General features: G+C 68.1%; 22 protein-coding genes. 12 read left to right on the plus strand and 10 right to left on the minus strand.

The features are described from left to right. Window positions 1-42 precede the first annotated feature (42 nt). The 4 genes from OU415_RS01995 to OU415_RS02010 form a co-directional block, all read right to left on the minus strand. On the minus strand, window positions 43-1,092 hold the full coding sequence (locus tag OU415_RS01995; RefSeq protein ID WP_270946752.1) for a GNAT family N-acetyltransferase: 1,050 nt from the start codon (window positions 1,090-1,092) through the stop codon (window positions 43-45). Then, window positions 1,089-2,081 carry a glycosyltransferase gene (locus tag OU415_RS02000; RefSeq protein WP_270946753.1) on the minus strand — a complete coding sequence of 331 codons (993 nt, stop codon included), beginning with the start codon at window positions 2,079-2,081 and terminating at the stop codon, window positions 1,089-1,091. Before OU415_RS02000 ends, OU415_RS01995 begins: the two co-directional genes overlap by 4 nt. Window positions 2,082-2,147: 66 nt before the next feature. After that, the gene (locus tag OU415_RS02005) at window positions 2,148-2,864 is read right to left on the minus strand and encodes a sugar transferase (protein ID WP_270946754.1); all 717 of its coding nucleotides are present in this window, start codon (window positions 2,862-2,864) and stop codon (window positions 2,148-2,150) included. Beyond that, window positions 2,861-3,955 carry a DegT/DnrJ/EryC1/StrS family aminotransferase gene (locus OU415_RS02010; RefSeq protein ID WP_270946876.1) on the minus strand — a complete coding sequence of 365 codons (1,095 nt, stop codon included), beginning with the start codon at window positions 3,953-3,955 and terminating at the stop codon, window positions 2,861-2,863. The genes OU415_RS02005 and OU415_RS02010 overlap by 4 nt, the downstream gene beginning before the upstream one ends. A gap of 535 nt (window positions 3,956-4,490) precedes the next feature. Here OU415_RS02010 and OU415_RS02015 point away from each other — a divergent pair. The 5 genes from OU415_RS02015 (at window position 4,491) to OU415_RS02035 (ending at window position 10,579) form a co-directional block, all read left to right on the plus strand. Then, on the plus strand, window positions 4,491-5,618 hold the full coding sequence (locus tag OU415_RS02015; RefSeq protein ID WP_270946755.1) for a Gfo/Idh/MocA family protein: 1,128 nt from the start codon (window positions 4,491-4,493) through the stop codon (window positions 5,616-5,618). Continuing rightward, on the plus strand, window positions 5,615-5,758 hold the full coding sequence (locus OU415_RS02020) for a hypothetical protein (RefSeq protein WP_270946756.1): 144 nt from the start codon (window positions 5,615-5,617) through the stop codon (window positions 5,756-5,758). Before OU415_RS02015 ends, OU415_RS02020 begins: the two co-directional genes overlap by 4 nt. A gap of 249 nt (window positions 5,759-6,007) precedes the next feature. Further along, window positions 6,008-7,465, plus strand: a complete 1,458-nt coding sequence (locus OU415_RS02025; RefSeq protein ID WP_270946757.1) for an amino acid permease — start codon at window positions 6,008-6,010, stop codon at window positions 7,463-7,465. A 167-nt stretch (window positions 7,466-7,632) separates the two neighbouring features. Beyond that, on the plus strand, window positions 7,633-9,816 hold the full coding sequence (gene helR / locus OU415_RS02030) for an RNA polymerase recycling motor ATPase HelR (protein ID WP_270946758.1): 2,184 nt from the start codon (window positions 7,633-7,635) through the stop codon (window positions 9,814-9,816). A 49-nt stretch (window positions 9,817-9,865) separates the two neighbouring features. Beyond that, window positions 9,866-10,579: a Mut7-C RNAse domain-containing protein gene (locus OU415_RS02035; RefSeq protein ID WP_270946759.1), complete on the plus strand. Its 714-nt coding sequence runs from the start codon at window positions 9,866-9,868 to the stop codon at window positions 10,577-10,579. Window positions 10,580-10,634: 55 nt separating this feature from the next. Here OU415_RS02035 and OU415_RS02040 read toward each other — a convergent pair whose 3' ends face one another. Continuing rightward, on the minus strand, window positions 10,635-11,432 hold the full coding sequence (locus OU415_RS02040) for an SGNH/GDSL hydrolase family protein (RefSeq protein ID WP_270946760.1): 798 nt from the start codon (window positions 11,430-11,432) through the stop codon (window positions 10,635-10,637). A 505-nt stretch (window positions 11,433-11,937) separates the two neighbouring features. Between OU415_RS02040 and OU415_RS02045 the strand changes: the two genes are divergently transcribed. The 4 genes from OU415_RS02045 (at window position 11,938) to OU415_RS02060 (ending at window position 16,410) form a co-directional block, all read left to right on the plus strand. Next, window positions 11,938-12,657 carry a DinB family protein gene (locus OU415_RS02045; protein ID WP_270946761.1) on the plus strand — a complete coding sequence of 240 codons (720 nt, stop codon included), beginning with the start codon at window positions 11,938-11,940 and terminating at the stop codon, window positions 12,655-12,657. Window positions 12,658-13,252: 595 nt separating this feature from the next. Beyond that, window positions 13,253-14,836 (plus strand): sodium:solute symporter family transporter, encoded by a 1,584-nt coding sequence (locus OU415_RS02050; protein ID WP_270946762.1) that lies wholly within the window; start codon window positions 13,253-13,255, stop codon window positions 14,834-14,836. Window positions 14,837-14,870: 34 nt separating this feature from the next. Further along, window positions 14,871-15,002, plus strand: coding sequence for a putative transporter small subunit (locus OU415_RS02055; RefSeq protein WP_270946763.1), 132 nt, complete (start codon window positions 14,871-14,873; stop codon window positions 15,000-15,002). Window positions 15,003-15,057: 55 nt separating this feature from the next. Continuing rightward, complete coding sequence (locus OU415_RS02060) at window positions 15,058-16,410, plus strand: NAD(P)-binding domain-containing protein (RefSeq protein WP_270946764.1); 1,353 nt, start codon at window positions 15,058-15,060, stop codon at window positions 16,408-16,410. A gap of 132 nt (window positions 16,411-16,542) precedes the next feature. On the opposite strand, the gene OU415_RS02065 is transcribed toward OU415_RS02060, so the two are convergent. Then, window positions 16,543-16,716 carry a DUF397 domain-containing protein gene (locus OU415_RS02065; protein WP_270946765.1) on the minus strand — a complete coding sequence of 58 codons (174 nt, stop codon included), beginning with the start codon at window positions 16,714-16,716 and terminating at the stop codon, window positions 16,543-16,545. Further along, the gene (locus tag OU415_RS02070) at window positions 16,713-17,561 is read right to left on the minus strand and encodes a helix-turn-helix domain-containing protein (RefSeq protein ID WP_270946766.1); all 849 of its coding nucleotides are present in this window, start codon (window positions 17,559-17,561) and stop codon (window positions 16,713-16,715) included. The genes OU415_RS02065 and OU415_RS02070 overlap by 4 nt, the downstream gene beginning before the upstream one ends. Window positions 17,562-17,992: 431 nt before the next feature. Between OU415_RS02070 and OU415_RS02075 the strand changes: the two genes are divergently transcribed. Beyond that, entirely contained in the window at window positions 17,993-18,241 is a 249-nt protein-coding gene (locus OU415_RS02075; protein WP_270946767.1) for a hypothetical protein, read from the plus strand. Between the two features lie 77 nt (window positions 18,242-18,318). On the opposite strand, the gene OU415_RS02080 is transcribed toward OU415_RS02075, so the two are convergent. From OU415_RS02080 to OU415_RS02090, 3 genes are all read right to left on the minus strand, one after another. Beyond that, the gene (locus OU415_RS02080) at window positions 18,319-19,980 is read right to left on the minus strand and encodes an ABC-F family ATP-binding cassette domain-containing protein (protein WP_270946877.1); all 1,662 of its coding nucleotides are present in this window, start codon (window positions 19,978-19,980) and stop codon (window positions 18,319-18,321) included. Between the two features lie 222 nt (window positions 19,981-20,202). Then, on the minus strand, window positions 20,203-20,577 hold the full coding sequence (locus OU415_RS02085; RefSeq protein ID WP_456300257.1) for a DUF3592 domain-containing protein: 375 nt from the start codon (window positions 20,575-20,577) through the stop codon (window positions 20,203-20,205). A 193-nt stretch (window positions 20,578-20,770) separates the two neighbouring features. Continuing rightward, complete coding sequence (locus OU415_RS02090) at window positions 20,771-21,748, minus strand: M28 family metallopeptidase (RefSeq protein ID WP_270946769.1); 978 nt, start codon at window positions 21,746-21,748, stop codon at window positions 20,771-20,773. Between the two features lie 232 nt (window positions 21,749-21,980). On the opposite strand from OU415_RS02090, the gene OU415_RS02095 reads away from it, so the two are divergent. After that, entirely contained in the window at window positions 21,981-22,991 is a 1,011-nt protein-coding gene (locus tag OU415_RS02095; RefSeq protein ID WP_270946770.1) for a metallophosphoesterase family protein, read from the plus strand. A gap of 166 nt (window positions 22,992-23,157) precedes the next feature. Beyond that, the gene (locus OU415_RS02100; RefSeq protein WP_270946771.1) at window positions 23,158-24,477 is read left to right on the plus strand and encodes a NupC/NupG family nucleoside CNT transporter; all 1,320 of its coding nucleotides are present in this window, start codon (window positions 23,158-23,160) and stop codon (window positions 24,475-24,477) included. The last annotated feature ends 48 nt before the right edge of the window (window positions 24,478-24,525 follow it).

Raw genomic sequence — 24,525 nt, forward strand, 5'->3', positions numbered from 1 at the left:
TGCGCGCTCGCGGAGATTCGTTGCGGTGGTGGAACTGCGGAATCAGCAGAAGTACCGGTACAGCAGAGCCCCGGCCTCGTCGGTGATCCGGTCCGGAACCGACTCGTCGGTGAACAGCCGGGTGATGTCGCCGAGCACCCGGCCCGCCTCGGCTTGTGCCGGCGACGGTTCACCGGCCGACTTCAGGGCGACGATGCGCTTCTCGTCGGTGGCGTACTTGCTCTTGAAGCGGATCAGGCCGGGTTGGTCCACATCGCTGGCGCCCCAGTCGACGGCGCGCATGCCGCGTTCGGCGGCCCAGCGGATACCTGCCCAGTAGACCGCGTCGTTGGGTCGCATGGCCAGGTAGTCGGGTCGGGACGCCGCGAACTTGCAGTGCAGGATTCCGTTCCAGGCCAGGAAGACCACGCCTGCCACGGTGTCCTCGGCGTGCCGGGCGAGCATGGTCACCACCGAGCCGTCCGCGCTGAACCTGTCCCAGATGTTCTCGAAGAACTCGACGGGCTGGGCCAGCATGCGGTACTTCCGCTTCCGCAAGCCGACCTGGAGCTGGTGGAACTGCTGCACGCCGCGGATGCCGCTGATCGCCTCGACGCGGATGCCGCCGCGGTCGGCCTTGGCGATGTTCCGCCGGGCTGCCTGGTCGATCCTGCGGTGGATGTCCTCGATCGGCGCATCGATCCGGGTGGTGTGCTGGACGGTTTCGCCGGTGATCCGCAACCGGGGATCCGCGACGGGTTCCGCCGCGTGCAGGCAGCGCAAGGTCAGGCTGGTGCCCGGTTCGATCAGGCCGTCCACGAGCGCGTTCCAGGTCGCGGTGTCCGGTGCGACCGGATCGGCCCAGTCGGAGAACGGCAGGCTGCACAACCTGTCTCCGCGGAGGTCCGAAACCGGAACCCAGGCCAGCCCACCCCGCGGCGTGCCGTCGGCGTCCAGCGCGATCCGCGCGGCCGGGGTGAATCCGTAGGTCGAGCAGACCGCGTCGATCCACGGTGGCGAGGTGAACAGGTCTCCGTGCTCACCCGTGGCCAGGGTGCGCCAGAGCTCGTCCTTGCGCGGATCGACGGTGGTGATGGGAGCAATCGTGGTCATGAGCTTCTCCGGCTGGATCGCGAACGCAGTGCGAACGGTGCTGGTGACTGCCGTTGCCGCACCGACGTGGTCAGCGCGGCCATCAGGTCGTCGGGAGTGATGGAACCCGCATCGCGGTGCCGGGCCAGGCCCCGGCGGTCCAGTTCGCCGGCCAGCTCGCGCTGGTGGTCGTCGGTGGCCTCGCCGTGGCGTTCCTCCCTGGCGATCAGGACCGGTGACCGGCCCGCGTCGAGCGCCGTGACGACGGATCCGGTTCCGGCGTGGCTGATCACGATGTCCGCCGCGGATACCGCGGCCTTGAGGTCGGCAGCGGGCAGGAACGGGGTCGGGTCGATGGGCAGGTCCGCCACCTGGCCGGCCCCGGTCTGCCACAGGACGTCGACCGGGCGTCCCAGTGCGCGCTCCAGCGCACCCCCGCTGGCGAGCAGCGGCACCAGGGCGGCGATCAGGCGCCGGAACGGGAACTGGGAACCCCCGACGGTGACCACGACGCGGATCCGGTCGCCGATCCGAGGCGTCGCGGTCACCGCCTCGTAGCGGTCGAACTGGCTGCCGCCGTAGTGCCAAGGGCCGCGAGCCCAGTACGGGTGCTGGGTGTAGACCCGGACCCCCGGTGCCCAGCGCAGGATGCGCCCGGTGAGCGAAGGTCCGCTGACCCGCGCCGCGCTTTCGATGTAGTGGCACTCGACGCCGCGAAGCGCCAGGTACGGCAGGACTCCCACCGCGATGCCCGAGCCGGTGGAGACCACGCGGGTCGGCTTGCGCTTCCGCCACAGCCGGTGCGCGATCGGCACGCAGCGCAGCACGCCCCAGAGGTCGCGGCTGTTGACGTCGTGGATGAACTCGACGTCCCGCCCCGCGAGCAGGGAGGTGCTCTGCGCGTTGGACGGGGTCATCCACAGCGCGTCACCGTCCGGCGGGAGCCGGTCGGCCAGACCTTCGAGCTGGGTCAGGTGGCCACCGGTGGTGGCGACGAACAACGTGGTCATCGGATCTCCAGAATCTGCGGCGGCGCCAGGGATTTCCAGGAACCCGCGGGATCGCGCACGAGCGCGTCACCGCGCGCCGTCACCGCGCAACATCGACGGGAGGGTGCTCGCCAGGATCCGCAGATCCAGCCGCACGGTCCGGCTTCGGACGTATTCGGCGTCGAGCTTGAGCATGTCCAGGGTGCCGAGCGCGCTTCGCCCGCGGACCTGCCACAGCCCGGTCAGCCCCGGCAGCACCGTGAAGCGGTCCTGGAACTCCGCCGGGAACATCGCCGCCTCCCACTCCTGGCACGGACGGGGGCCGACCAGCGTCATCTCGCCCCGCAGCACGTTGATCAGCTGGGGGAGCTCGTCGAGGCTGGTGCGGCGCAGCCACCCGCCGAAGCGGGTGATGCGCGGGTCGGCGGCGAGCTTGCAGCTCCCGTTGACCTTGGTGTCCTCGCCGTGCAACTCCCGGACGATCAGCTCCCGGTGCGCGGCATCGGAGCTGTCGAGGCGCATGGTGCGGAACTTGTAGAAGGTGAACGGCCGCCCGTTCAACCCGACGCGCTGCTGGCGGAACAGCGCCGGGCCGCGGCTGGTCGACCGGATGCACAGGGCGATCAACAACATCGGCGCGGACAGCACTGCCAGAGCGGCGCTCGCCAGCGACACGTCCAGCGCTCGCCGGAACCGATCGTCCCATGTGGACGGACTGGCGTTCGCGGCCGGCCCGTCCGGCGCGGTGAGCACCGGCAACCGGTCACCGGTGAGCTCAGGGCTGGGGCAGCTCAGCTCGGTCATGTCCGAGCACCTCGCAACACCTCGCAGACCCGCGCCACCTCACCGTCGCTCAGCGAGGGGGACATCGGGAGCGACAGGATTTCACCGGCCGCTCGTTCCGCCACCGGAAGCCGTTCCCCGAACTCCTCGAAGGCCGGCTGCAGGTGGCACGGAACCGGGTAGTGCACGCCCCATCCGATCTGCGCGGCTGTCAGCGTTTCCGCGACCCGTTCGCGGTCAGCGGTGCGGACCACCGCGAGGTGGTGCACCGGAGCAGCGCCAGGTGCGACCGCGACCGGCGTGCACCAGTCCGGCAGCCAAGCGCGGTAGCGGGCCATCACGGAACGCCGCCGGTCGTTGTCGCGGTCCAGCCTCGAGAGCTTCGCCAGCAGCACCGCCGCCTGGAGGGTGTCCAACCTGCTGTTGCGGCCGGACACCTCGTGGCAGTTGCGGTCGCGCGCCGACCGTCCGTGGTTGGCCAGTTGCCGGACCCGGTCGGCCAGCGCGGGGTCGTCCGTCACGACAGCGCCCCCATCGCCCAGCGCTCCCAGGTTCTTGCCCGGGTAGAAGCTGAAAGCCGCGGCGTGACCGGCACTTCCGGCGCGCCGACCGTCCAGCCGAGCGCCATGCGCCTGGGCTGCGTCCTCGATGAACGCCAGACCGTGGCGGGCGGCCAGGGCTTCCAGTCGCGACACGTCGGCCAGCTGGCCGAAGAGGTGCACCCCGATCAACGCCGCGGTGCGCCAATTGATCGCGGCAGCAGCGGAATCCGGGTCCAGGAGCAAGGTGTCCGGGAGGACGTCCGCGAACCGCGGTCGAGCGCCGACCGCGCGCACCGCTTCGGCGGTGGCGGCGAAGGTGTTCGCCGGGACCACGACCTCATCGCCGGGCCCGACGCCGATCGCGAGCAGGATCAGCTCCAGCGCATCCGTTCCGTTCCCGACGCCCACGCACTTCGACGTCTCGCAATAGGCCGCGAACTCGTCTTCGAACCGTTCCACCTCCGGGCCGCCCAGGAAATGCCCGTGCTGCACCACCGACTTCCAGGCCAGATCGAGTTCGTCGCGCAGTTCGTGGTGGACGGCCTTCAGGTCCAAGAACGGCACGGACAGGTTTGCTGCGCTCATCGGTCTCCTCGTGCTTCTCGTTCTGCGGCGCGGAAAGCCGACCACCACGGGATGAGCGCCGGCACGGGTGCTCGATGCGTGGAAACGACTTCTGCGAGCCGACTGATGATCCAAATTGGACGGGCGTGATATCCGCATCCCCACCACCGCTCGTGGAATTCGGTCAGACCGGCGTGCAAGCCGCAGAACCGCTCTCTGATCCGAGCGCATGATGAAAGTGGAAAGAACCCCCAGTGGCTAGGAGCATATCGGCGCTCCTCGGCATATCACCAGCAACAATCCAACCTTTCACCGGTCGAGTGATGCCGGACGAACGGAAGGACATCGTTCACCCGCGTCGTTTATGGTCTGTGCTGCGCAACCGCAGGTGGGCCCGAACATCGGCCCTCAGCCGCCATCTCGCGCGTGGGCATGCGTCCCGACTGGACCGCAGCTCCGCTGGAGGCATCCCGGTTCGCCGCACGAAAATTGCGATGACCTACCTAAAAAGGCATCGCACAACCTGGGGGGGATTAAAGAATTGAGTAATACTACGTGGGTAGCCGTAGTCGGATATGGCTATTGGGGTTCGAAGCACGTTCGAGTCCTCAGCACTCTGCCCGACGTGAACGTCGTCGTGGTGGACGCCGACCCGGCTCGGCGGGCCGAGGCCCAGCGGAATTTCCCGGCGGTGACCGCGGCGTCGGAACTGGCGCAGGTCTCCGACCTCGTCGACGCCGTGGTGGTCGCGACACCGCCCACGACGCACGCCGAGATCGCGATGCAGGCGTTGGACCACGGCAAGCACACGCTTGTCGAAAAACCGCTGGCCACCTCCGTGCGCGATGCGCACAGCTTGGTCGAGGCCGCTGAGCAGCGCGGGCTCCACCTCATGGCTGGCCACACGTTCGTGTACAACGCCGCGGTGCACAAGCTGCGCGAGATCATCCGCTCCGGAGAGCTCGGGAAGATCTTCTACATCGACACGTCGAGGTTGAACCTCGGGCTCTACCAGCACGACGTCAACGTCATCTGGGACCTGGCGCCGCACGACCTGTCGATCATCTCCTACCTGCTGGACGACACCCCGAGCTCGGTCGCGGCGTGGGCCCAGCACAACGTCAGCGGCCGGCACGCCGACGTGGCGCACCTCAGGCTTGATCTGGCGAACTCCGCGATCTCGGCATTCGTCCACGTGAGCTGGTTGAACCCGCAGAAGGTCCGCCGCGTCACCGTCGTCGGTGACCGGAAGATGGCGATCTACAACGATCTCCTCGACGAGGACCGCGTCCGGATCTACGACTCCGGGGTCGACCTCCGGAACCCCGGCGGCGCCGAGAACTCCTACGCGATGCCGGTGACCTACCGCTCCGGGGACATCGTCTCGCCGCACGTGGCGTTCCGGGAACCGCTCCTCGTCCAGGACGAGCACTTCGTCGACTGCGTCCGCGGGAACGCCTGGCCGCGCACCTCCGGCGAGGACGGGTTGAACGTCGTGCACTCGCTGGCCGCAGCGGACCTGGCCCAGTCCGCGGGCAAGCCGGTGCGCATCGACAGCGCCGCGGGGCAGTTCAGGCGCCCCAAGGCGGTCGACGCGGATGGAAGGTCGTGGAACGTTCCGATGCGCGTGGTCTCCCCGTTCCAGCAGGAGAGGGGCGACGTGGCATGACGAGGACGGTCGCGGCACCGGACATCGCGGCGGTGTCGGACGCCGTCCTCCTGGAAGCTTCCGCGGCGGGCCCGGGGTGGCGCGCGGACGTCGTCCGGCTGGAAGGCCGCTACGGCCGCGCGGCCACCACGGCACCGTAGGAGCGATCTGCGCCACTCCGAGCGGGTGCTGCAGGACACACTCGACCGGACCGGAAATGCGGGGTGAGAACTTTACGCCAGCCGAAGAATCTTCTGCGCTCGTCCGCGTTGACGGTCGTTCCTGTCGTCCATAGCGTTCGAGCCTGGTACGCCCAGCACGTCGACGAGCCCCGGTGTCCGACCGCCGGGGCCGGTGCTTCACCATTTTCCCGCTGCGCACGACCATCGGAGATCCACAGGGGAGCAAGCATGTCCGGTTCCGCGCCCACCGCTGAACCCGCCACCGGCTGGGGCCGGGTGATGCGGCGCAAACCGATCAGCCTGCTCAACGCCGAGACCGGCGCCGACTCCGGCGGCGGCGAGCTGAAGCGGTCGCTGGGCGTGGCCCGGCTGACCATGATCGGTGTCGGCTCCACGGTCGGCACCGGCATCTTCATCGTGCTCAACGAAGCCGTGCCCAAGGCCGGACCGGCGGTCGTCCTCTCGTTCGTGCTGGCCGCGATCACCGCAGCGCTGACCGCGCTCTGCTACGCCGAGCTGGCCTCCACCATCCCGGTCGCCGGCGCGTCCTACACCTACGCCTACGCCACGATGGGCGAGCTCATCGCGTTCGTCGTCGGTGCCTGCCTGCTGCTGGAGTACGGGGTGGCCGCCTCGGCCGTGGCGGTCGGCTGGGGCGAGTACCTCAACGCGCTGCTCGGCGACGTCTTCGGCTGGCAGCTGCCCGCCGAGCTCAGCGCACCGCCCGGCGAGGGCGGGATCTTGAACGTGCCCGCCGCCGTGCTGGTCACCGCCTGCTGCGTGCTGCTGATGCGGGGCGCCAAGGAGTCGGCCACGATCAACGCGATCACGGTGTGCATCAAGCTCGCGGTGCTGCTGCTGTTCGTCGCGGTCGCGTTCACCGCGTTCAACTCCGACAACCTCAACCCGTTCGCGCCCTACGGTGCCGCCGGTGTCAGCGCCGCGGCGTCGATGGTGTTCTTCTCCTACATCGGCATGGACACCGTCTCCACCGCCGGCGAGGAGGTCGAGAACCCGCGGCGGACGCTGCCGCTGGCGCTGTTCTGGTGCGTCGTGATCGTCACCAGCATCTACCTGCTGGTCGCGCTGGCCGGGGTCGGCGCCCAGCCGTGGCAGGAGTTCGAGGGCCAGGACGCGGGCCTGGCGGCGATCCTGGGCAACCTCACCGGCTCGGGCTGGCCGGCCATCGTGCTCGCCGCCGGCGGTGTCGTGTCGATCTTCGGCGTCACCCTGACCACGATCTACGGCCAGACCCGGATCCTGTTCTCGATGGGTCGCGACGGCATGGTGCCGAAGGTCTTCCACACGGTCCACCCGCGCCGCCGCACCCCGATCCGCAACACGCTGATCGTCTCGGGCTTCGTCGGCGTGCTGGCGGCGGTGGTGCCGCTGAACACGCTGGCGAACCTGACCAGCATGGGCACGCTGGTGGCCTTCACGGTCGTCTCCGTCGGCGTGGTGATCCTGCGCCGCACCCGCCCGGACCTGCAGCGCGGTTTCCGCGTCCCGGGCTACCCGGTGGTCCCGGCGCTGAGCATCCTGGCCTGCGTCTACCTGATCTCGCAGCTGCCGTGGACGACGTACCTGATGTTCGCGATCTGGCTGGGCCTGGCGCTCACGCTGTACTTCACCTACAGCATCAAGAACAGCCGCCTGGCCACCGACGAGTTCGAACTCAGCCGGTAATCGCCCGAAAACGCAGCGAGCGGTGCCCAGTCCGGCTGGGCACCGCTCATCTTCGTGTTCCGCCAGCGGATTTGACACGAGGGGGAAAATGAAAAATCGGCGTGTCCACCACTATCCAATGGGGACTCCGCCGAATCTGGTACCAGAATAGCCGCTGCGAGGGGCAAGTGTCAAATCACGGATACGAGGACGAGCTGCGGTCCGAGCAGGACTACGTGGCCGAGCTCTACGCACGGCTCGACGCCGAGCGAACGCGGGTGAAGGGCGAATTCCGGACGGCGTTGCGCGATCACGGCGGGAGCGCGGTGGAACGCGACGTCGAGGTGCGCGCGCTGGCCAGGGAGGCCAAGCGGCTGGACGTCGCCGACAACGGGCTGTGCTTCGGCCGGCTGGACAGCACTTCCGGCGAGCGCTCCTACATCGGCCGGATCGGCATCTTCGACGAGGACGACGACTACGAGCCGATGCTGCTGGACTGGCGGGCACCGGCCGCTCGCCCGTTCTACACCGCCACCGGCGCGAACCCGGAGAACATGCGCCGGCGCCGCCAGTTCCACACCCGCGGGCGCCGGATCGTCGACTTCACCGACGAGCTGCTCGGCCGTCCCGACGGCGACGCGCAGGGCGACGCCGCGCTGCTCGCGGCGGTCAACGCACCGCGCGGCGAGGGCATGCGCGACATCGTGGCCACGATCCAGGCCGAGCAGGACGAGATCATCCGCCTCGACCACCCGGGCGTGCTGGTCATCGAGGGCGGTCCGGGCACCGGGAAGACCGTGGTGGCCCTGCACCGCGTCGCCTACCTGCTCTACACCCAGCGCGAGCGCATGGAACGCCACGGCGTGCTCGTGGTCGGTCCCAATCCCGCGTTCCTGAACCACATCGGCCGCGTCCTGCCCTCGCTGGGCGAGTCCGACGTGGTGTTCACGACCACCGGCGGCCTCGTGCCCGGCCTGCGCGTCACCGCGGAGGACACCCCGGAGGCCGCGCGGATCAAGGGTTCGCTGAAGGTGCTGGACGTGCTGGCCGCGGCGATCGCCGACCGGCAGCGGCTGCCGGAGCAGCCGATCCGCATCGAGCTGTCCGACGTCACGGTCCGCATCGACGCCGAGACCGCCGAGTGGGCCCGGCAGGAAGCCCGCGACAGCGGTGCGCCGCACAACGAAGCGCGTGCGGTGTTCACCGAGATCGTGACCTACGTGCTCACCGAGCGGGCCATCGGGCGGATCGGCCGGGGCTGGTTGACCAGGGACGACAAGGAGGCTTGGGAGCAGCTGCGCGGTGACCTCCTCGAGGAGCTGGCGCGCAACGACGCGTTCACCACTGCACTCGACGAGCTCTGGCCCGTGCTCACACCCGAAACCTTGCTGGCGCCGCTGTACGAATCCCCCGAGCGCCTGCGCGCGGCTGGCGCGGACGACGCGCTGCTGCGGGCTCAGGGCGATGCGTGGACCGTGTCGGACGTACCGCTGCTGGACGAGCTGGTCGACATGCTGGGACGCGTCAAGTCGGCCGACCGGGAAGCTGAGCGGGAGCGCGAGCGGGAGGCCGAGTACGCCGCCGGTGTCATGGAAATCCTCCAGGTGGAGCGCCAGGACATGATGGACGACGAGGACCACCTGCTCGCCCAGGACCTGCTGCACGCCGACGAGCTGGCGGACCGCTTCGTCGAGCGCGACACCCGCGACCTGGCCGAGCGCGCCGCCGCGGACCGGGACTGGACCTACCGGCACGTGGTGGTCGACGAGGCCCAAGAACTGTCCGAAATGGACTGGCGGGTGCTGATGCGGCGCTGCCCGAGCCGGTCGTTCACGGTGGTCGGGGACCTCGCCCAGCGCCGCTCGGCGGCCGGGGCGACCTCGTGGGGCGCGATGCTGGACCCGTACGTGCCCGGCCGCTGGGTCTACCGGTCGTTGACGGTGAACTACCGCACGCCGGCCGAGATCATGGCCGTCGCGGCCTCGGTCCTCGCCGAGTTCGCGCCCGAGGTCGCACCACCGGACTCGGTCCGCTCCTGCGGTGTCCAGCCGTGGTCGCGGCAGGTCGGCGGTGACGAGCTGATCGCCGCGGTGGAGGAGTTCACCCGGGACGAAGCCGGTCGCGAAGGCACCAGCGTCGTGATCGGCCCACCGGACCTGCCGGGCGCGGTGCCGGCGTCGGAGACGAAGGGCCTGGAGTACGACGCGGTCCTGGTGGTCGATCCGGAGCGGATCCTCGCCGACGGTCCGCGCGGTGCGGCGGAGCTCTACGTAGCCCTGACCCGCGCCACCCAGCGCCTCGGCGTCCTGCACCGGGGCGCGCTGCCGCAGGCGCTGAGCGGGCTCGACGAGGCCGTGCCCGCGCGCTCGTAGCGGAGCCGGGGCGATGGCGCGAGCGGGGTCACCGGCCGACCATGTGCACATGGCACCGACGCTGCGCGTGCGCATCGCCCCGGAGCTGCGGTTCTTCGCCGCTCCGCGGAACCGGGGCGACGTGGTCGAGGTGGCCTACGACGGCACGGCGACGCTCGGGCACGTCGCCGAGTCGTTGGGCGTGCCGTTGACCGAGGTCGGGGCGCTGCTGGCCGACGGCGTGCCGCGCGATCCCGGGTACCAGCCGCGCGGTGCGGCGACCGTCGAGATCCGGCCGGTCGAGCGCCCGCAGGCCGCTCCCCCGCGGTTCCTGCTGGACGTGCACCTGGGCAAGCTCGCCCGGCGGCTGCGGCTGGTCGGCGTGGACACCGCCTACCGCAACGACGCCGACGATGACGAGCTGATCGCGGAGGCCGCGCAGGCGCACCGGGTGCTGCTCACCCAAGACCGGGGATTGCTGCAGCGCCGAGCGCTGTGGGCCGGTGCCTACGTCCGGGGTTCCGATCCGGCACGGCAGCTGGTGGACGTCGTCGAGCGGTTCGCTCCCCCGCTGGCGCCGTGGACGCGCTGCACCTCGTGCAACGGACTGCTGGCCCGGGTGTCCAAAGAGGACGTCGAGGCGGAGGTGGAGCCGGGGACCCGGCGCAACTACGACGAGTACGCGCGGTGCCGGGATTGCGAGCGGGTGTACTGGCGCGGCGCGCACTCCCGGCGGATCAACGCGATCATCCGCTCCGCCCTAGACGCGTACCCCGGCGGTTGAGCTGGTGCGCGAGGGGTGGCAGGACGTCGGGGAAACCACCACCCCTCGCGGTCTGTCAGCCGGTGATCGCGTTGAGCACCGGGAGGTAGCCGTTGGCGTAGCCGCTGACGTTCGGGTGGAAGGACTCCACCAGCGGGTTGCTCGGTCCGTTGATCCACTCCTCGGAGGCGCAGACGCCGTGGCCGTCGAACGCGTCCCGGGTGTCGGCGTAGGTGAACCCGGCCGCCTCGGCGCGCTCGGAGATCACCCCGGCCAGCACGTCCGAACCGTCGTTGATGCGCTGCCGCTTGGCCTCGGAGAAGAACGGGACGCCGCACTCGCCGAGCGAGTTGAGGCGCGGGTAGCCGAGCACCACGACCTTGGCGTTGGGGGCCGCCTCGCGGATGTTGGCGTAGGTGGTGTCGAGCTTGGCGGGCAGCTCGTTGCGGGCCTTGTCCTCGCCCCCGGCGACCGCCGAGTCGCACTTCTCGTCCGTGCCCAGCAAGCAGTCCTGGATCACGCTGGAGAAGCCGACGTCGTTGCCGCCGATGGAGAGGGTGACCAGCGTGGTGTCGGCGCTGAGCTTGTCGAGCTGGTTGTTGTTGACGTCGTCGGTCACCGCGCCCGAGCAAGCGGCGAAGTCGAAGTTGGCGACGTCGTGCGAGTCGGCCCACAGCTGCGCGTAGGCCTTGGGGCTGCGCAGGCAGTCCCCGCTGTCTTCGAAGTACTCGCGGGTGCCGACCCCGGAGGCGTAGGAGTCGCCCAGTGCTGCGTAGTTCTCGGCGGCGGATGTCGCGAACGCCGGTGCGGCCAGCGCGGTGCTCGCCGTCGCCACCACCGCCGCGGCACCGAGGACGTGCCGTAAGTGACGCATTCTTCCTCCGATCGGAGAGATCGAAAAAGCGTCACCATTCAAGGAGCATCCGGCCGAAAACCGGAGAAATTGGCGAGTACCCGCCAGTAATGACCGCTGCGGCACGTGAAAGCCCTTGCCGCCAGCCGCCAACCGGGTGCACCTGTTCCCAGACGTGCTCGGCGCTCACCGGCAACACGACCGCGGCGAGCCGGGGACGGCTCCGACCAGCAGGAGCACGCCGCAATCACGTGTGAAAGCAGGCGCGCGACCGAGCGCCGAAATCACGCCGACCGCATTGACGTGATCTCACCTACTTCAGGTGACTTCTACCAGGGACTCCACGCCCACCTTCAGGCCCACCCGCGGCCATCCTGGCTATGACGATCTCATTTGGCCCCGGCTTGACGGCTTGATCTGGCCGATCGCGACGCTGTTGCGTTCTTCGCGCTCGGTCAGGACCTGGAAGAGGCCAAATCAAGCCGGCGAGGCTGGTTTGTCGGTGCTCGGACCTAGTATGCGGAGCATGACGCGGTATGCCGACGAGGATCTGCACGGTGCGGAGTTCCGCGAGTGCGATCTGACCGGGGCACGCCTGATCGGCGTCGTCATGCAGGATGCCGTGATCGACGGGCTCATCACCAACCTCGTGGTGAATGGTGTCGAGGTCACCGAGTACGTCGAGGCAGAGCTCGACCGACGTCATCCGGTGCGGGTGCTGATCCGCTCCGAGGACCCTGTCGATCTGCGCGAGGCATCGCGTCAGCTCCATGCCGACTGGGCCGCCACGATCGAGCGAATCCGCCGTACGCCCGGCATCGAGCGCCGCAGCGTGAACGACGAGTGGTCGGCGGTGCAGACGATGCGCCATCTGGTCTTCGTCCACGACTCGTGGTTCCGCCGCTGCTGCCTGGGCTCGACGGAGCTGTTCACGCCGATGAGCATCGGGACGACCGTCGAGCCCTACCGTGGAGCGCACGGGCTTGACCTCTCGCTCGATCCGGGCCTCGACGAGATCGTGAGCGTGCGTGATGCACAGGCCGCCGAGCTCGAGGCCTGGCTCGACGAGGTCACCGCTGTGCAGCTCGCAGCGCGAGCACCGGTGCCCGACGACGATGTCTGGCCGCCGTACGCCCGGGGCCGCTTGGTGCGGCAGTGCCTCGGCACGGTGCTCAACGAGACCTTCGAGCACCACAGCTTCTGCGTCCGCGACCTCGATCTGATCGAGGCACAGGACGCTGAGTAGGGCCGGCTACCGACTCAGCATCTTGCGGATGCGGGCATCGCTGACCGTCTGCGCGGTGCCGAGCTACTGGGCCCAGAGCTGGACGCGGTACTTCTCGAGCACCCGGAGGGCCTGACCTGGGTGCTGGCCGGGCGGGCGGCCGTCGGGAGCGCGGCGAGCTGGTAGATCAAACCGCTAAAGCCAGCCATCCCCACAGGCACAGGCAGAACCGCTTACATCAAGCCGATCTTGTTGAGATCACCTCATTGACGTGATTGCCGAATCCGGGAAATCGACTCCCTCTCGGCGCAACGACCGGGGCGATCTATCAGACCTGACGAGCAACCAGTTGTCTAGCGCAACGAAGAAACGCGACGTAAACGTTACCTTTACTTTCACAATGCGGAAACGTGCAGCGCACGAGTTGTGGCAAAAGTTACTTCCGGGTTCATATCTCCCGAAATTTCGTATAGGCACTATTGGGAATCGCGCATTTTCGCCCACCCGGCTGGAGAATTGCGCGAGAACTGAGAACGAATTCGGAGGAGTAGTGTTTCAACTCAGTGCGGTATCGACCGCTCTGTTATTGCTCGCGTTCTACGGGCTCACGTTCCTCATGACTCTCACCATTCGGGAGAAGAAGGAGAACGTCGACGGGTTCATGGTCTCCAACGGCGCGGTGGGCTTCGGCATCTCCGCCGCGAGCATGACCGCGACCTGGGTGTGGGCCGCCTCGCTCTACGCGGCGGCCAGCTCGGGCTACACCTACGGTGTGTCGGGGCCGATCCACTACGGGCTGTGGGGTGCGCTGATGATCCTGTGCATCTACCCGTTCGGTCGGCACTTCCGCAAGGTGGCGCCCAAGGCCCACACCCTGGCCGAGGTGATGCACGCGCGCCACGGCCGTTCCAGCCAGCTGATCCTGGCCGTGTCCAACATCGTCGGCAGCGTCATCAGCCTGACCGCGAACTTCACCGCCGCCGGCGCGCTGATGGAGATCCTGACGCCGTTCAGCTTCCTGCACGGCGTGCTGATCGCCGCGATCGGCGTACTCGCCTACACCCTGTGGTCCGGCTTCCGGGCTTCGGTGATGACCGACTTCGCGCAGCTCGTCGCGATGATGCTGGCCGCCGCGCTCATCGTCCCGATGGTGTTCTTCGCGACCGGCGGCATCAGCGCCCTGGACCAGGGCATGGCCGGGTTGACCGACGAACAGGCGAACTTCTTCTCCGGTGAGGCGTTCCTGGAGCAGGGCGGCCCGTACCTGGCCGCGGTGCTGGCCTACGCGATCGGCAACCAGACCATCGCGCAGCGGCTGTTCGCGGTGCGCCAGGACCGGATCAAGAGCACCTTCATCACCGCGACCCTCGGTTACGCCGGCACGGTGATCGGCCTGGGCATGCTGGGTCTGCTGGCCGTGATGGTCGGACTGCAGCCGATGAACGGCGACATGAACAACATCATCCCGCAGATGGCCTCCGAGTACCTGTCCCCGGTGATGGTGGGTCTGCTGTTCATCATGGTGATCGGTTCGCTGTCGTCCACCGCGGACTCCGACCTCGCGGCGCTGTCCTCGCTGGTGATGACCGACATCTACGGCAAGAACCTGGCGCGCGGCAAGGTCAACCCGCGCACGATGCTCCACATCGGACGGATCACGATGATCGCGGCCACCGCGCTCGGCGTGATGTTCGCGGTGTCGAACTTCAACATCCTCGACCTGCTGGTGTTCGTCGGCGCGCTGTGGGGCGCCCTGGTGTTCCCGGTGATCGCCAGCTTCTACTGGGACCGCATCACCAACCTCGCGTTCACCGTCTCCGTGGTCGTCGCGCTGGGGTTCTTCCTCGTGGCGCGCTTCGAACTGCTGCCGCTCACCGGGATCGTCGCGCTCGTCATGGAGTTCGCCGCGGTCATCGGCGGCGCGGTGGTGTTCGGCTTCATGGCCTTCGGCCTGTTCGGCAAGCAGGTCGGCTTCACCGTCGGCGGCATCGCGGGCGTGGTGCTGTTCCCGCTGATCATGGGCTTCCTGCGGGACTACCCGACGCTGCTCGGCTCGCTGGTGTCCTACGGCGTCAGCACCGTCGTGTGCGTCGCCATCAGCATGGCCAACAAGGACCGGTTCGACTTCGCGCTCATCAACGAGCGCGTCACCGAGTTCCAGCTGAAGGACCGGCCCGAGCCGGCCGAAGCCGCCCGCTGAGCACCGGTCTGAGACGAAGAACGGAGTACGTGCCGTGGAGAACTTGATTCTGGCCGCCTACATCCTGGTGTGGCCGGCGTTGACCGCGATCGTGCTGATCGTGATGTGCGTGGCGGTGGCCAAGGACCACCGGGACGCCAAGAAGAACAACCGGTCGGTCGTCTGAGCGGTCCCCTCGAACCCCGATCTGATCGAACTACTTCGCATTGGAGATGCAACCGATGACGTCCCGCATCGCGGTGATCGGCGCCGGCCCCAGCGGCCTGTCCCAGCTCCACGCCTTCGAAGAGGCGCGCAAGAAGGGCGCTGACGTGCCCGAGGTCGTGTGCTTCGAGAAGCAGAGCGACTGGGGTGGTCTCTGGAACTACTCGTGGCGCACCGGGCTCGACGAGTTCGGCGAGCCCGCGCACGGCAGCATGTACCGCTTCCTGTGGTCGAACGGGCCGAAGGAGTGCCTGGAGTTCGCCGACTACACCTTCGAGGAGCACTTCGGCAAGGCGATCCCGTCGTTCCCGCCGCGCGAGGTCCTCGCCGACTACATCCTGGGCCGGGCGAAGAAGAACGACGTCCGCCGGTTCATCCAGTTCAGCACCGCGGTGCGCTTCGTGTCGCACGACGCGACCACCGACCGGTTCACGGTGACGGTCGAGGACCTCAGCAGCAACGAGACGCGGCAGGAGGTGTTCGACCACGTCATCGTCGCCACCGGCCACTTCTCGGTGCCGAACGTGCCGCACTACCCCGGTTTCGAGTCGTTTCCCGGCCGGATCCTGCACTCCCACGACTTCCGCGACGCCCGCGAGTTCGCCGGCCAGAACGTGCTGGTCATGGGCAGCAGCTACTCGGCGGAGGACCTGGCGCTGCAGAGCAAGAAGTACGGCGCGAAGTCGGTGACGATCACCTACCGCACCGCGCCGATGGACTTCAAGTGGCCGGAAGGCGTCGAAGAGGTCCCGCAGCTGGTCGGGATGGACGGCGACGTCGCCCGCTTCAAGGACGGCACCACCCGCCAGATCGACGCGATCGTGCTGTGCACCGGGTACAAGCACCACTTCCCGTTCCTGGCGGACGAACTGCGCCTGCGCACCAAGAACGTGCTCTACCCGGCGAACCTGTACAAGGGCGTGTTCTGGCTGGACAACCCGAAGTTGATGTACCTGGGCATGCAGGACCAGTTCTACACGATGACCCTGTTCGACGCCGAGGCCTGGTACGCCCGCGACTACGTGCTCGGCCGGGTGTCCCTGCCGTCCCGCGAGGAGATGGCGGCCGACATCGAGGCGTGGGTCCAGCGCGAGTCGACGCTCACCGACGACGCGGGAATGATCGACTTCCAGGCCGACCACGTGGCGGAACTCCTGGCCGAGGTGGACTACCCGAAGTTCGACCTCGACCTGACCCGCAAGCTCTTCCGCGACTGGGAGCACGACAAGCAGGAATCCATCACCGGCTACCGCGACCGAGGCTTCCCCTCCCCCTGCACGGGAACCGAAGCCCCAACCCACCACACCCCGTGGTGGGAAGCCATGGACGACTCCCTGGAGACGTTCCTCAACGCTCCCAAGCAGAGCTGACGCTGATCTGAACCGAGTGAAGGGCACCTTCGACCGAGTAAGTCGTCAAAGGTGCCCTTCACTCACCACCCGAACGGAGTCGTGAGTGTGAAACAGTGCTCCAACACGGTTTCACACTCACGACCCACGCACTCACCGCTCGAACCGCCCAGTCTTCACAGCCCGCAAAAACCCCGTGATGTCAACGGAAAGCACCGGCCCCTCCGGGTCCTTCGAGTCCCGGATCAAGCCGCGCGGGTCGGATAACTCCACGCAGTTGCCATTGGCGTTGGAGTAGCTGGACTTTCGCCAGGTGGTTCCGTTCATCTTTCCTCCCACTGCAAGACGGCCTTCTCGATGAGGGCCAGCGACTCTGCTTCGTCCATCGCGATGTCCCGGAGCCAGTCGACGGCTTTCCTGTACTCAGCGACGTCGTGCTCCGTCGGGATGAACGCACCCGAGCTGTGGTGCTCGAAGTGCACGACAGGAGACGTGTCCGGGAACTCGTAGAAGACGAACGGGCCCGACCACCCTGGATGCCAGCCGATCCGCTGCGGCATCAGCTGCACCACCACGTTCGGACGCGCCGCCATCTGAGCCAAGTGCCGAAGTTGGTCGAGGACCACACCATCAGGACCGATCGGCTCGTAGAGCCCTGCCTCGCCGATCAACGCGTGGAAGTTCACCGGATCCCTGCGAGTGAGCACCTCGCGACGGCTCACGTTGAGCATGACGCGCAGCTCGACATCAGTCTGCTTCAACCCCGCAGCCACCTTGATCGCCCTGGTGTAGTCCGAGGTTTGGAGCAGACCTGGGATCACGATCGGCGACCACTCGACGATGGAGGACGCTGACCGCTCGCACTCGACCACGCCCGCCAGCTGTTGGGGAATGCCGTTCATCCCGACTGTGAGCCAGTTCGGCTCTGCCACGTTCCGCGCCAGATCCAAGATTCTCTCGCGTTCGCGCGGCGAGATTCGCAGCGCGGTGAGGATCATCGCGACGGTTTCGACGTTGGGTACGCGGTGGCCGTTCTCCCAGTGCGAGATCTGGGTGTGGGACAGCTCCAGATGTCTTGCCAGCTCACGTGAGCCCATGCCGTTCGCCAGCCGGGCTTCGCGAAGAGCCGCCGACAATGCCCTGGCACGCGGCGTACCTGCGGTTGCGGGCATGCACCACATCCTATCGGTTGACCTGCGCAAACAGATCACCCAATTAGATCACTAGTGGTGCACCCCGGCAACCAACCAGCATGGTGTCTACGCAACCAGAGACATCAGTCGAAACCACGGAGGTGCGCATGTTCGGTGTTGAGGTTTGGCCGCGGTGGTTGCCTTCGCCTGGGTTGCGGGGTCTGGAGACGCACTTCGTTGCTCGGCCGGGTGGGGACGGGGCTTGCGGGGCCGTTGTCATGTGGGCCGCCGTTGGGCATCCCACCACCACTCGGCCGCACTGCTGGATCTGCGAGCAGATCGCCTCGACGCGGGCCACTGCCCCTGCTCGGCCTCGCAGCACTCGGCGTGGGCCTGGCCAGCTGCGCGAACAGGAATGCGTCAAGCGGGCGCGTCGTTGAGAGTCTACTTCGGACGGATGGAGGTTTCCCGTGTTCTGGCTTCAGCTCGGCACTCTCGTTGCGATCAACCTCGTCATCTGGGGGATGTTGCTCTTACCGTCGTCGCATCGGCAGCACGGGGATGCTGGCGAGGGTTCTTACGACGTGTGGCGGTTGATCGGCGATGTCGAGGCCGAGCGGGCTGCCGAGTACGCGGGACGACATCGGCTTCGCGAGTGGTCCGGCGAGAGCTCGGTGTCCGCTGAAGCTGTGGTGTGGCCTCCGCCGAACACCCCTTGACCGGGCCGGCGCGTCGATCCCTCCCCGACACGCGCCGGTCCTCCCGGTAGCCGGGCACTGCCCCCGACCCCGCCCGGCTACCGGGGCCCCTCCTGCCAGACCGGTTCCGGCGACTCGCGGACCTGGCCTTCGGCGTGGAAGACCAGGAAGCGGTCGAAGGAGCGGGCGAACCAGCGGTCGTGGGTCACCGCGATCACCGTTCCGTCGAACTCGTCCAGGCCCGCCTGCAACGCGTCCGCCGAGACCAGGTCGAGGTTGTCCGTGGGTTCGTCCAGGAGCAGGAGGTTCGCGCCTTCCAGCTCCAGCAGCAGGATCTGGAACCTGGCCTGCTGACCACCGGAGAGCGTGTCGAACGGGCGCTGCGCTCCCTGCACGATGTCGTAGCGGGCGAGCAGGCGGCTGGCTTCCTCGCGGGTCATGCCCGCACGCCGCTCTCCCCCGCCCATCAGCAGTTCCAGCAACGTTCGGCCGGTGAACTCCGGGTGCTCGTGGGTCTGCGCGAACATGCCCGGCACCACGCGCGCGCCCAGGCGCGCGAGACCGGTGTGCGCCACCGGTGTCAGCGCTTCCTGGTCCGGTACGGGCACATCATCGCTGCCGCCCCGGGCCAGCAGCCGCAGGAAGTGCGACTTGCCGGATCCGTTGGCGCCCAGCACTGCGATTCTCTCGCCGTAGCGGATCTCGGTGGTGAACGACTTGGTCAGCCCGTCCAGCGCCAAGTCCTCGCAGACCACCGCGCGTTTGCCGGTGCGCCCGCCCGCCAGCTTCACCTTCACGTTCTGCTTGCGCGGCACCGCCTCCGGCGGGCCGGCTTCGTCGAACTTGCGCAGCCGGGTCTGCGCCGCCTGATAGCGGGCGGCCATGGAGTCGTTGTACGACGCCTTCTGCTTGAGCATCTGGACCAGCCGGACCAGCTTCGCCCGGTCCTCGTCCCAGCGGCGGCGGAGCTCGTCCAACCTGGAGTTCCGGTCCTCGCGGGCCTGGTCGTAGGTGGCGAAACCGCCGCCGTGCACCCAAGTCCGGTTGCCCACCGCACCCAGCTCGACCGTCACGATCCGGTTCGCGGTGCGGTTGAGCAGTTCCCGGTCGTGGGTCACGAACAGCACGCTCTTCGGGGTTTCCCGGATCTGCTCCTCGAGCCACTGCTTGCCCGGCACGTCGAGGTAGTTGTCCGGCTCGTCGAGCAGCAGCACCTGGTCCGGGCCGCGCAGCAGCGCTTCCAGCGCGAGCCGCTTCTGCTGACCACCGGAGAGCTTCCGCAGTTCGCGGAACCGGGCCCGGTCGTACGGGATCCCGATTGCGGCCGTGCAGCAGACGTCCCAGAGCACCTCCGCGTCGTAACCACCCGCGTCGGTGTACTCCGCGATCGCCTCGGCATAGGCGATCTGAGCAGCATCGTCGTCCTGCTCGATGAGCCGGTTCTCGGTCCGCTCCAGCTTCTCCGCCGCAGCGCGGATCCGCGGCGCGGACAGCGAGACCAGCAGGTCGTGCACCGTCGAATCATCGCGGGCGTGCCCGATGAACTGGCGCATCACGCCGAGACCACCGGATCGGGCGATGCTGCCCTCGGTCGGCGTCAGATCGCCCGAGACCAGCCGCAGCAACGTCGTCTTGCCCGAGCCGTTCGGCCCGACCAGAGCGGTCTTCGCCCCGTCTCCCACGCGGAACGACACGTCGTCCAGCAGCACCCGGCCATCGGGCAAGACGTAGTTCACCTTCTGCAGGTCGACGTGCCCCATGGCGGCTGACGAGCTCATGCCGCGGAAGCTATCGCGCCCGAGATGTCCGTGGCGAACGATTTTTCCGGACGCTGCACCGGAGGCGCCGAGCTCCGGTCACCAAGGGTCGCCGTCGCGGTGATCGCAGGTGATCTGCCCGGCGAGACAGCACCTCGCTGCTCACCGGGGCCCGCAAGATCACCCCTGTCCGTCCACGGATTCCCGTGCAAGTCCGGATCGAGCTCAGAACTTCCCGGGGTGCATGATCACCCAGACGATGAGCCCCAACCCGACCACGACGGCAACGAGGGGTAGCCAGTTCGCCCGGCCCGACGCGGTGTCGATCACGACCTCTTCCGGTTTGGCCGGGTCGTAGAGCACCTGAACCTGGGCTCCCTTCTCGGGGCTGGAGCTACCGCCGACCCTCGTCTTCGCCCGGACGAGCCGCCCCTCGGCGGTCCGGAACTCCACCACCGGGTAGCAGATCCTCCTATTGCGATGGGAACCCGTGCTGTGCCGCCAGTGCAGGTCCACCACGGTCCCGGGCACGCGCTCACCCGTCCGGTTCAGCCGCCAGCCCTGGTAAGCCGCCCATCCACCGGCCAGGACGAAGACCAAACCGCCCAAAATTACCCACAAAACGCTTCTCTCCCATTTCAGGCGGATTCCGAGACCGGCTGCGCGTTCGAAGCGTAATGCGCCTGCCCGTCCCGCGACAGCATTCCGGGCCGATTTGAGAAACGCGAAAGAGGACGGGCGGCTTCCGGGGTTCGAAAGCCGCCCGCCCTCGTTCACACCAGCCGTTTGCGCGTTACGGCTGGGGGAACTGCTCCGCGTAGGTGGTCACCGCGGCGTTGATGGCCTGGAGGTTGCGGTCCAGGGCCTGGGTGTCGACGTTGTCGATGGTGTCGCAGGCCTGGTGGTAGCACGGGTCGAACGCCTCGCCCGCCTGGCCGCCCCACTTCTGGGCCTGCTCTTCGCTCTTGGTCTCCTCGGCGCCGGTGAAGGTGCCACCCGCCGGGATGCCCACCTCGATGAACGGGCCGTAGTCGGAGCGGCCGTCGAAGTCGGTGCCCTCGGTCTCCACCCCGGCCGCGGCCAGCGAGTCGTTGAGCAGCTTCTCGATCTGCGCCGAACCTTCCGGTCCCGGCCCGGCACCCTCGCCGTCGGAGTCGTCGCCGTCGTAGGTGAAGTAACCGGCGTTGGGCGAACCGACCATGTCGAAGTTCAGGTACGCGGCGATCTGGTCCCGCTCGGCCTGCGGCAGCGACTCCACGTAGTGCGTGGAGCCGACCAGGCCCTCCTCCTCGGCGCCCCAGAAGGCGAAGCGCAGCTTGTTCTTCGGGGTCGCGCCGCTGCCCGCGTAGTCCAGCGCGGCCTGCAGGATCGCCGCCGACCCGGTGCCGTTGTCGTTGATCCCCGCGCCGCGGCTGACGCTGTCCAGGTGCGCACCGAACACGACCACGTTGTTGGCGTCGCCACCGGGCGTTTCGGCCAGCAGGTTGTAGGTGGTGCCGCCCATGGAGTCGAACTCCTGGACCGAGGTGGTGAAACCGGCCCCGTCCAGCTGCGCCTTGATGTAGTCCAGCGAAGCCTTGTAGCCGGGTTGGCCCGCCGCCCGGTTCCCGCCGTTGGCCTCCGCGATCTTCTGCAGCTCCTGCAGGTGGTCCTGCACCGCCGCGACCCCGGTCAGCGGTGCGGCCGGTGCGCTCGCCGCGGTGGCCGGCAGCGCGAGGGCCGACACCGCGGCTAACGCGGTGGCGGTCGCCAGTACTGGTCGTTTCGGCATGCCACTTCCCTTCGTCCTGGCCAAGCCGCAGCGGAAGGTATCCACCCCCGCCCGGGCGGCGGCTGGTTTGACGGGAAGTCGCCGGAGCACGTGTTTTTACCGGATTCACCGGTGCCATTCGGATGTTCGGCAGGAATCCACCGAGCGGACGCGGAGAGTCCACCGATCGGGCGCCGCGGCGGCCTACCTTCCGACCAGCCCCAGCACTAGCAAGACGAGGAGTCAACCCCAGATGGACCGTCGATCATTCCTGGTCGGAGCGGGTGGTTCGCTCGCCGCCACCGCCGCGCTGAGCACCTCGGCGCAGGCCGCGCCTCCACCGACCTCCGCTGACAAGGTCCGGTTCAACGTGATCAGCGACATCCAGGGCGACCTCGCCGACTTCGGCCGCGCGCTGGACGACCTGGCCACCATCAACCCGAACAGCGCCGGGCTCGGCATCGCCGGGGACATCACGCCGCGCGGTTACGACTTCGAGTACGCCGCCGTCCAGTCCACTTTGGACCAGCACCCGCACCCGCAGAACGTGGCGTGGGCGATCGGCAACCACGAGTTCTACGTGCCGAAGTGGCGCGACCCGAACACCCTGGCGCAGGAGACCTGGCCCAACGGCACCACCGAGGACTCGCTGTTCCGCAGCTTCTACCGCTTCGCCGCGCGCAACACCGTCTACTCCGAGACCTCGTTCGGCGGGATCCCGGTGCTGTGCTTGGGAACCGAGCGCTACTCGCACTACCACGACCAGAGCCTCTGGGACGAGGTGTGGATCAGCGACCAGCAGTTCAACTGGCTCGCCGACCGCCTCGAGTTCTGGGCCCGCTGGCGCAAGCCGGTCATGGTGCTGACCCACCACCCGCTGCCGAACACCGTCTCCGGCACGCACAACAAGCTGTACCGCAACGACTACCTGCAGGCCGACCAGCTGCTGCAGCTGCTCGGCCGCTACCCCGACGTGTTCCTGTTCTCCGGGCACACGCACTGGAACCTGGACCTGTCCGACTGGGTCGTCCGCCGCGTGGTGCGGGAAACCGGCAACCTGGAGGGCTTCAACGTGATCAACACCGGGGCCATCCAGGTCGGCTGGGAGGACGACGGCAAGGGCGGCGAGGTCTCCCTCGGCGGGGCGTTCAACCAGGGCCTGCAGATCGAGGTCGACGCGCGCACCGTGGTGATCAAGGCCCGCGACTTCACCACCGGGACCTGGCTGAAGCAGGCCACCGTCCCGCTGCACAACCCGATGTAACCGATCCGTCGCGCCGGGTGCGGTTCCACCAGACGCCGCACCCGGGCGCCGCGAGATGCCCATCACAAATGCCGGTCCCCTGTGCAGAACCTCTGACCTGCATGCGAGCATCGCCCGGGTTTCCACGTCCACGTCGCATTCGCGGCGTTCACCGGAAAGAAGGCTGATGCAGGTGCAGGTCTTGTGGGGTCTCGGCGGCATGCTCGTGGTGCTGCTGCTGGCGTTCGCGCTGTCGACGAACCGGCGCGCGATCAATCCCCGCACCGTGGTGGGTGCGCTGGCGATCCAGATCTTGTTCGCGGTGGTCGTGCTGCGCTGGGACCTGGGCAAGCAGGCGCTGTCCGCGGTGAGCAACGCGGTGCAGAAGGTGCTCGACTCCTCCAAGGAGGGCATCGAGTTCATGGTCGGGCCGATCCTGCCCACCGAGGGCACCGTGGTGGCCTTCCAGGTGCTGCCGATCATCATCTTCATCTCGGCGCTGACCGCGGTGCTCTACCACTGGAACATCCTGCAGTGGGTGGTCCGCATCCTCGGTGGCGGGCTGAGCAAGGTGCTGGGCACCTCGCGCCCGGAGTCGCTGAACGCGACCGCGAACATCTTCCTCGGTATGACCGAGGCGCCGCTGATGGTCCGCCCCTACCTGCCGAAGATGACCCGCTCGGAGTTCTTCGCCGTGATGGGCGGCGGCCTCGCCACCGTGGCCGGCACCGTGATGGTCGGTTACGCGATGCTCGGTGCCAGCCTGGACCACCTGATCGCGGCCAGCTTCATGGCGGCACCGGCCGGTCTGCTGATGTCCAAGATCATCGTCCCGGAGACCGAGAAGCAGGCGACCGCCGAAGTCACCGGCGGCTCGGCCGCGAAGGCCACTGAGGACTCGAAGGACGCTGCGCCCGCTGAAGCCGATGGCGCTGAGACCCAGGCGGTGGCGACCCGCACCGAGGTCGAGGAAGCCGTCGAGGACAAGCCGCGCAACGTCATCGACGCCGCGGCCAGCGGTGCCTCCGACGGTCTGAAGCTGGCGCTGAACGTCGGCGCGATGCTGTTCGCGTTCGTCTCGCTGATCGCGCTGGTCAACCTGCTCATCGGCGGCGTCGGCAGCCTGTTCGGCCTGGCAGACCTGACCATGCAGCAGATCCTGGGCTACGTGTTCTCCCCGCTGATGTGGGTGATCGGCGTTCCGTGGAACGAAGCGGTGGCCGCGGGCGGCTTCGTCGGCGAGAAGATCGTGCTCAACGAGTTCGTCGCGTTCGCCGACTTCGGCCCGCAGATCCACCAGTTCAGCGAGAAGAGCGCCACCATCATCACCTTCGCGCTCACCGGTTTCGCCAACCTCGGCTCGCTGGGCATCCTGCTCGGCGGCCTGGGCGGCATGGTCCCGTCCAAGCGCAGCTGGATCGCCCGCGACGGCGTCCGCGCGATCCTGGCCGGCACCCTGGCGAACCTGCTCAGCGCCACCATCGCGGGCATCCTGGTCGCCGCCTGACGAGAAGACCGCGCGTGCGCAACGGCATTCGACGGCCGTTGCGCACGC

Origin of the sequence: Saccharopolyspora oryzae, assembly GCF_027853915.1 — a bacterium.
Classification (GTDB): domain Bacteria; phylum Actinomycetota; class Actinomycetes; order Mycobacteriales; family Pseudonocardiaceae; genus Saccharopolyspora; species Saccharopolyspora oryzae.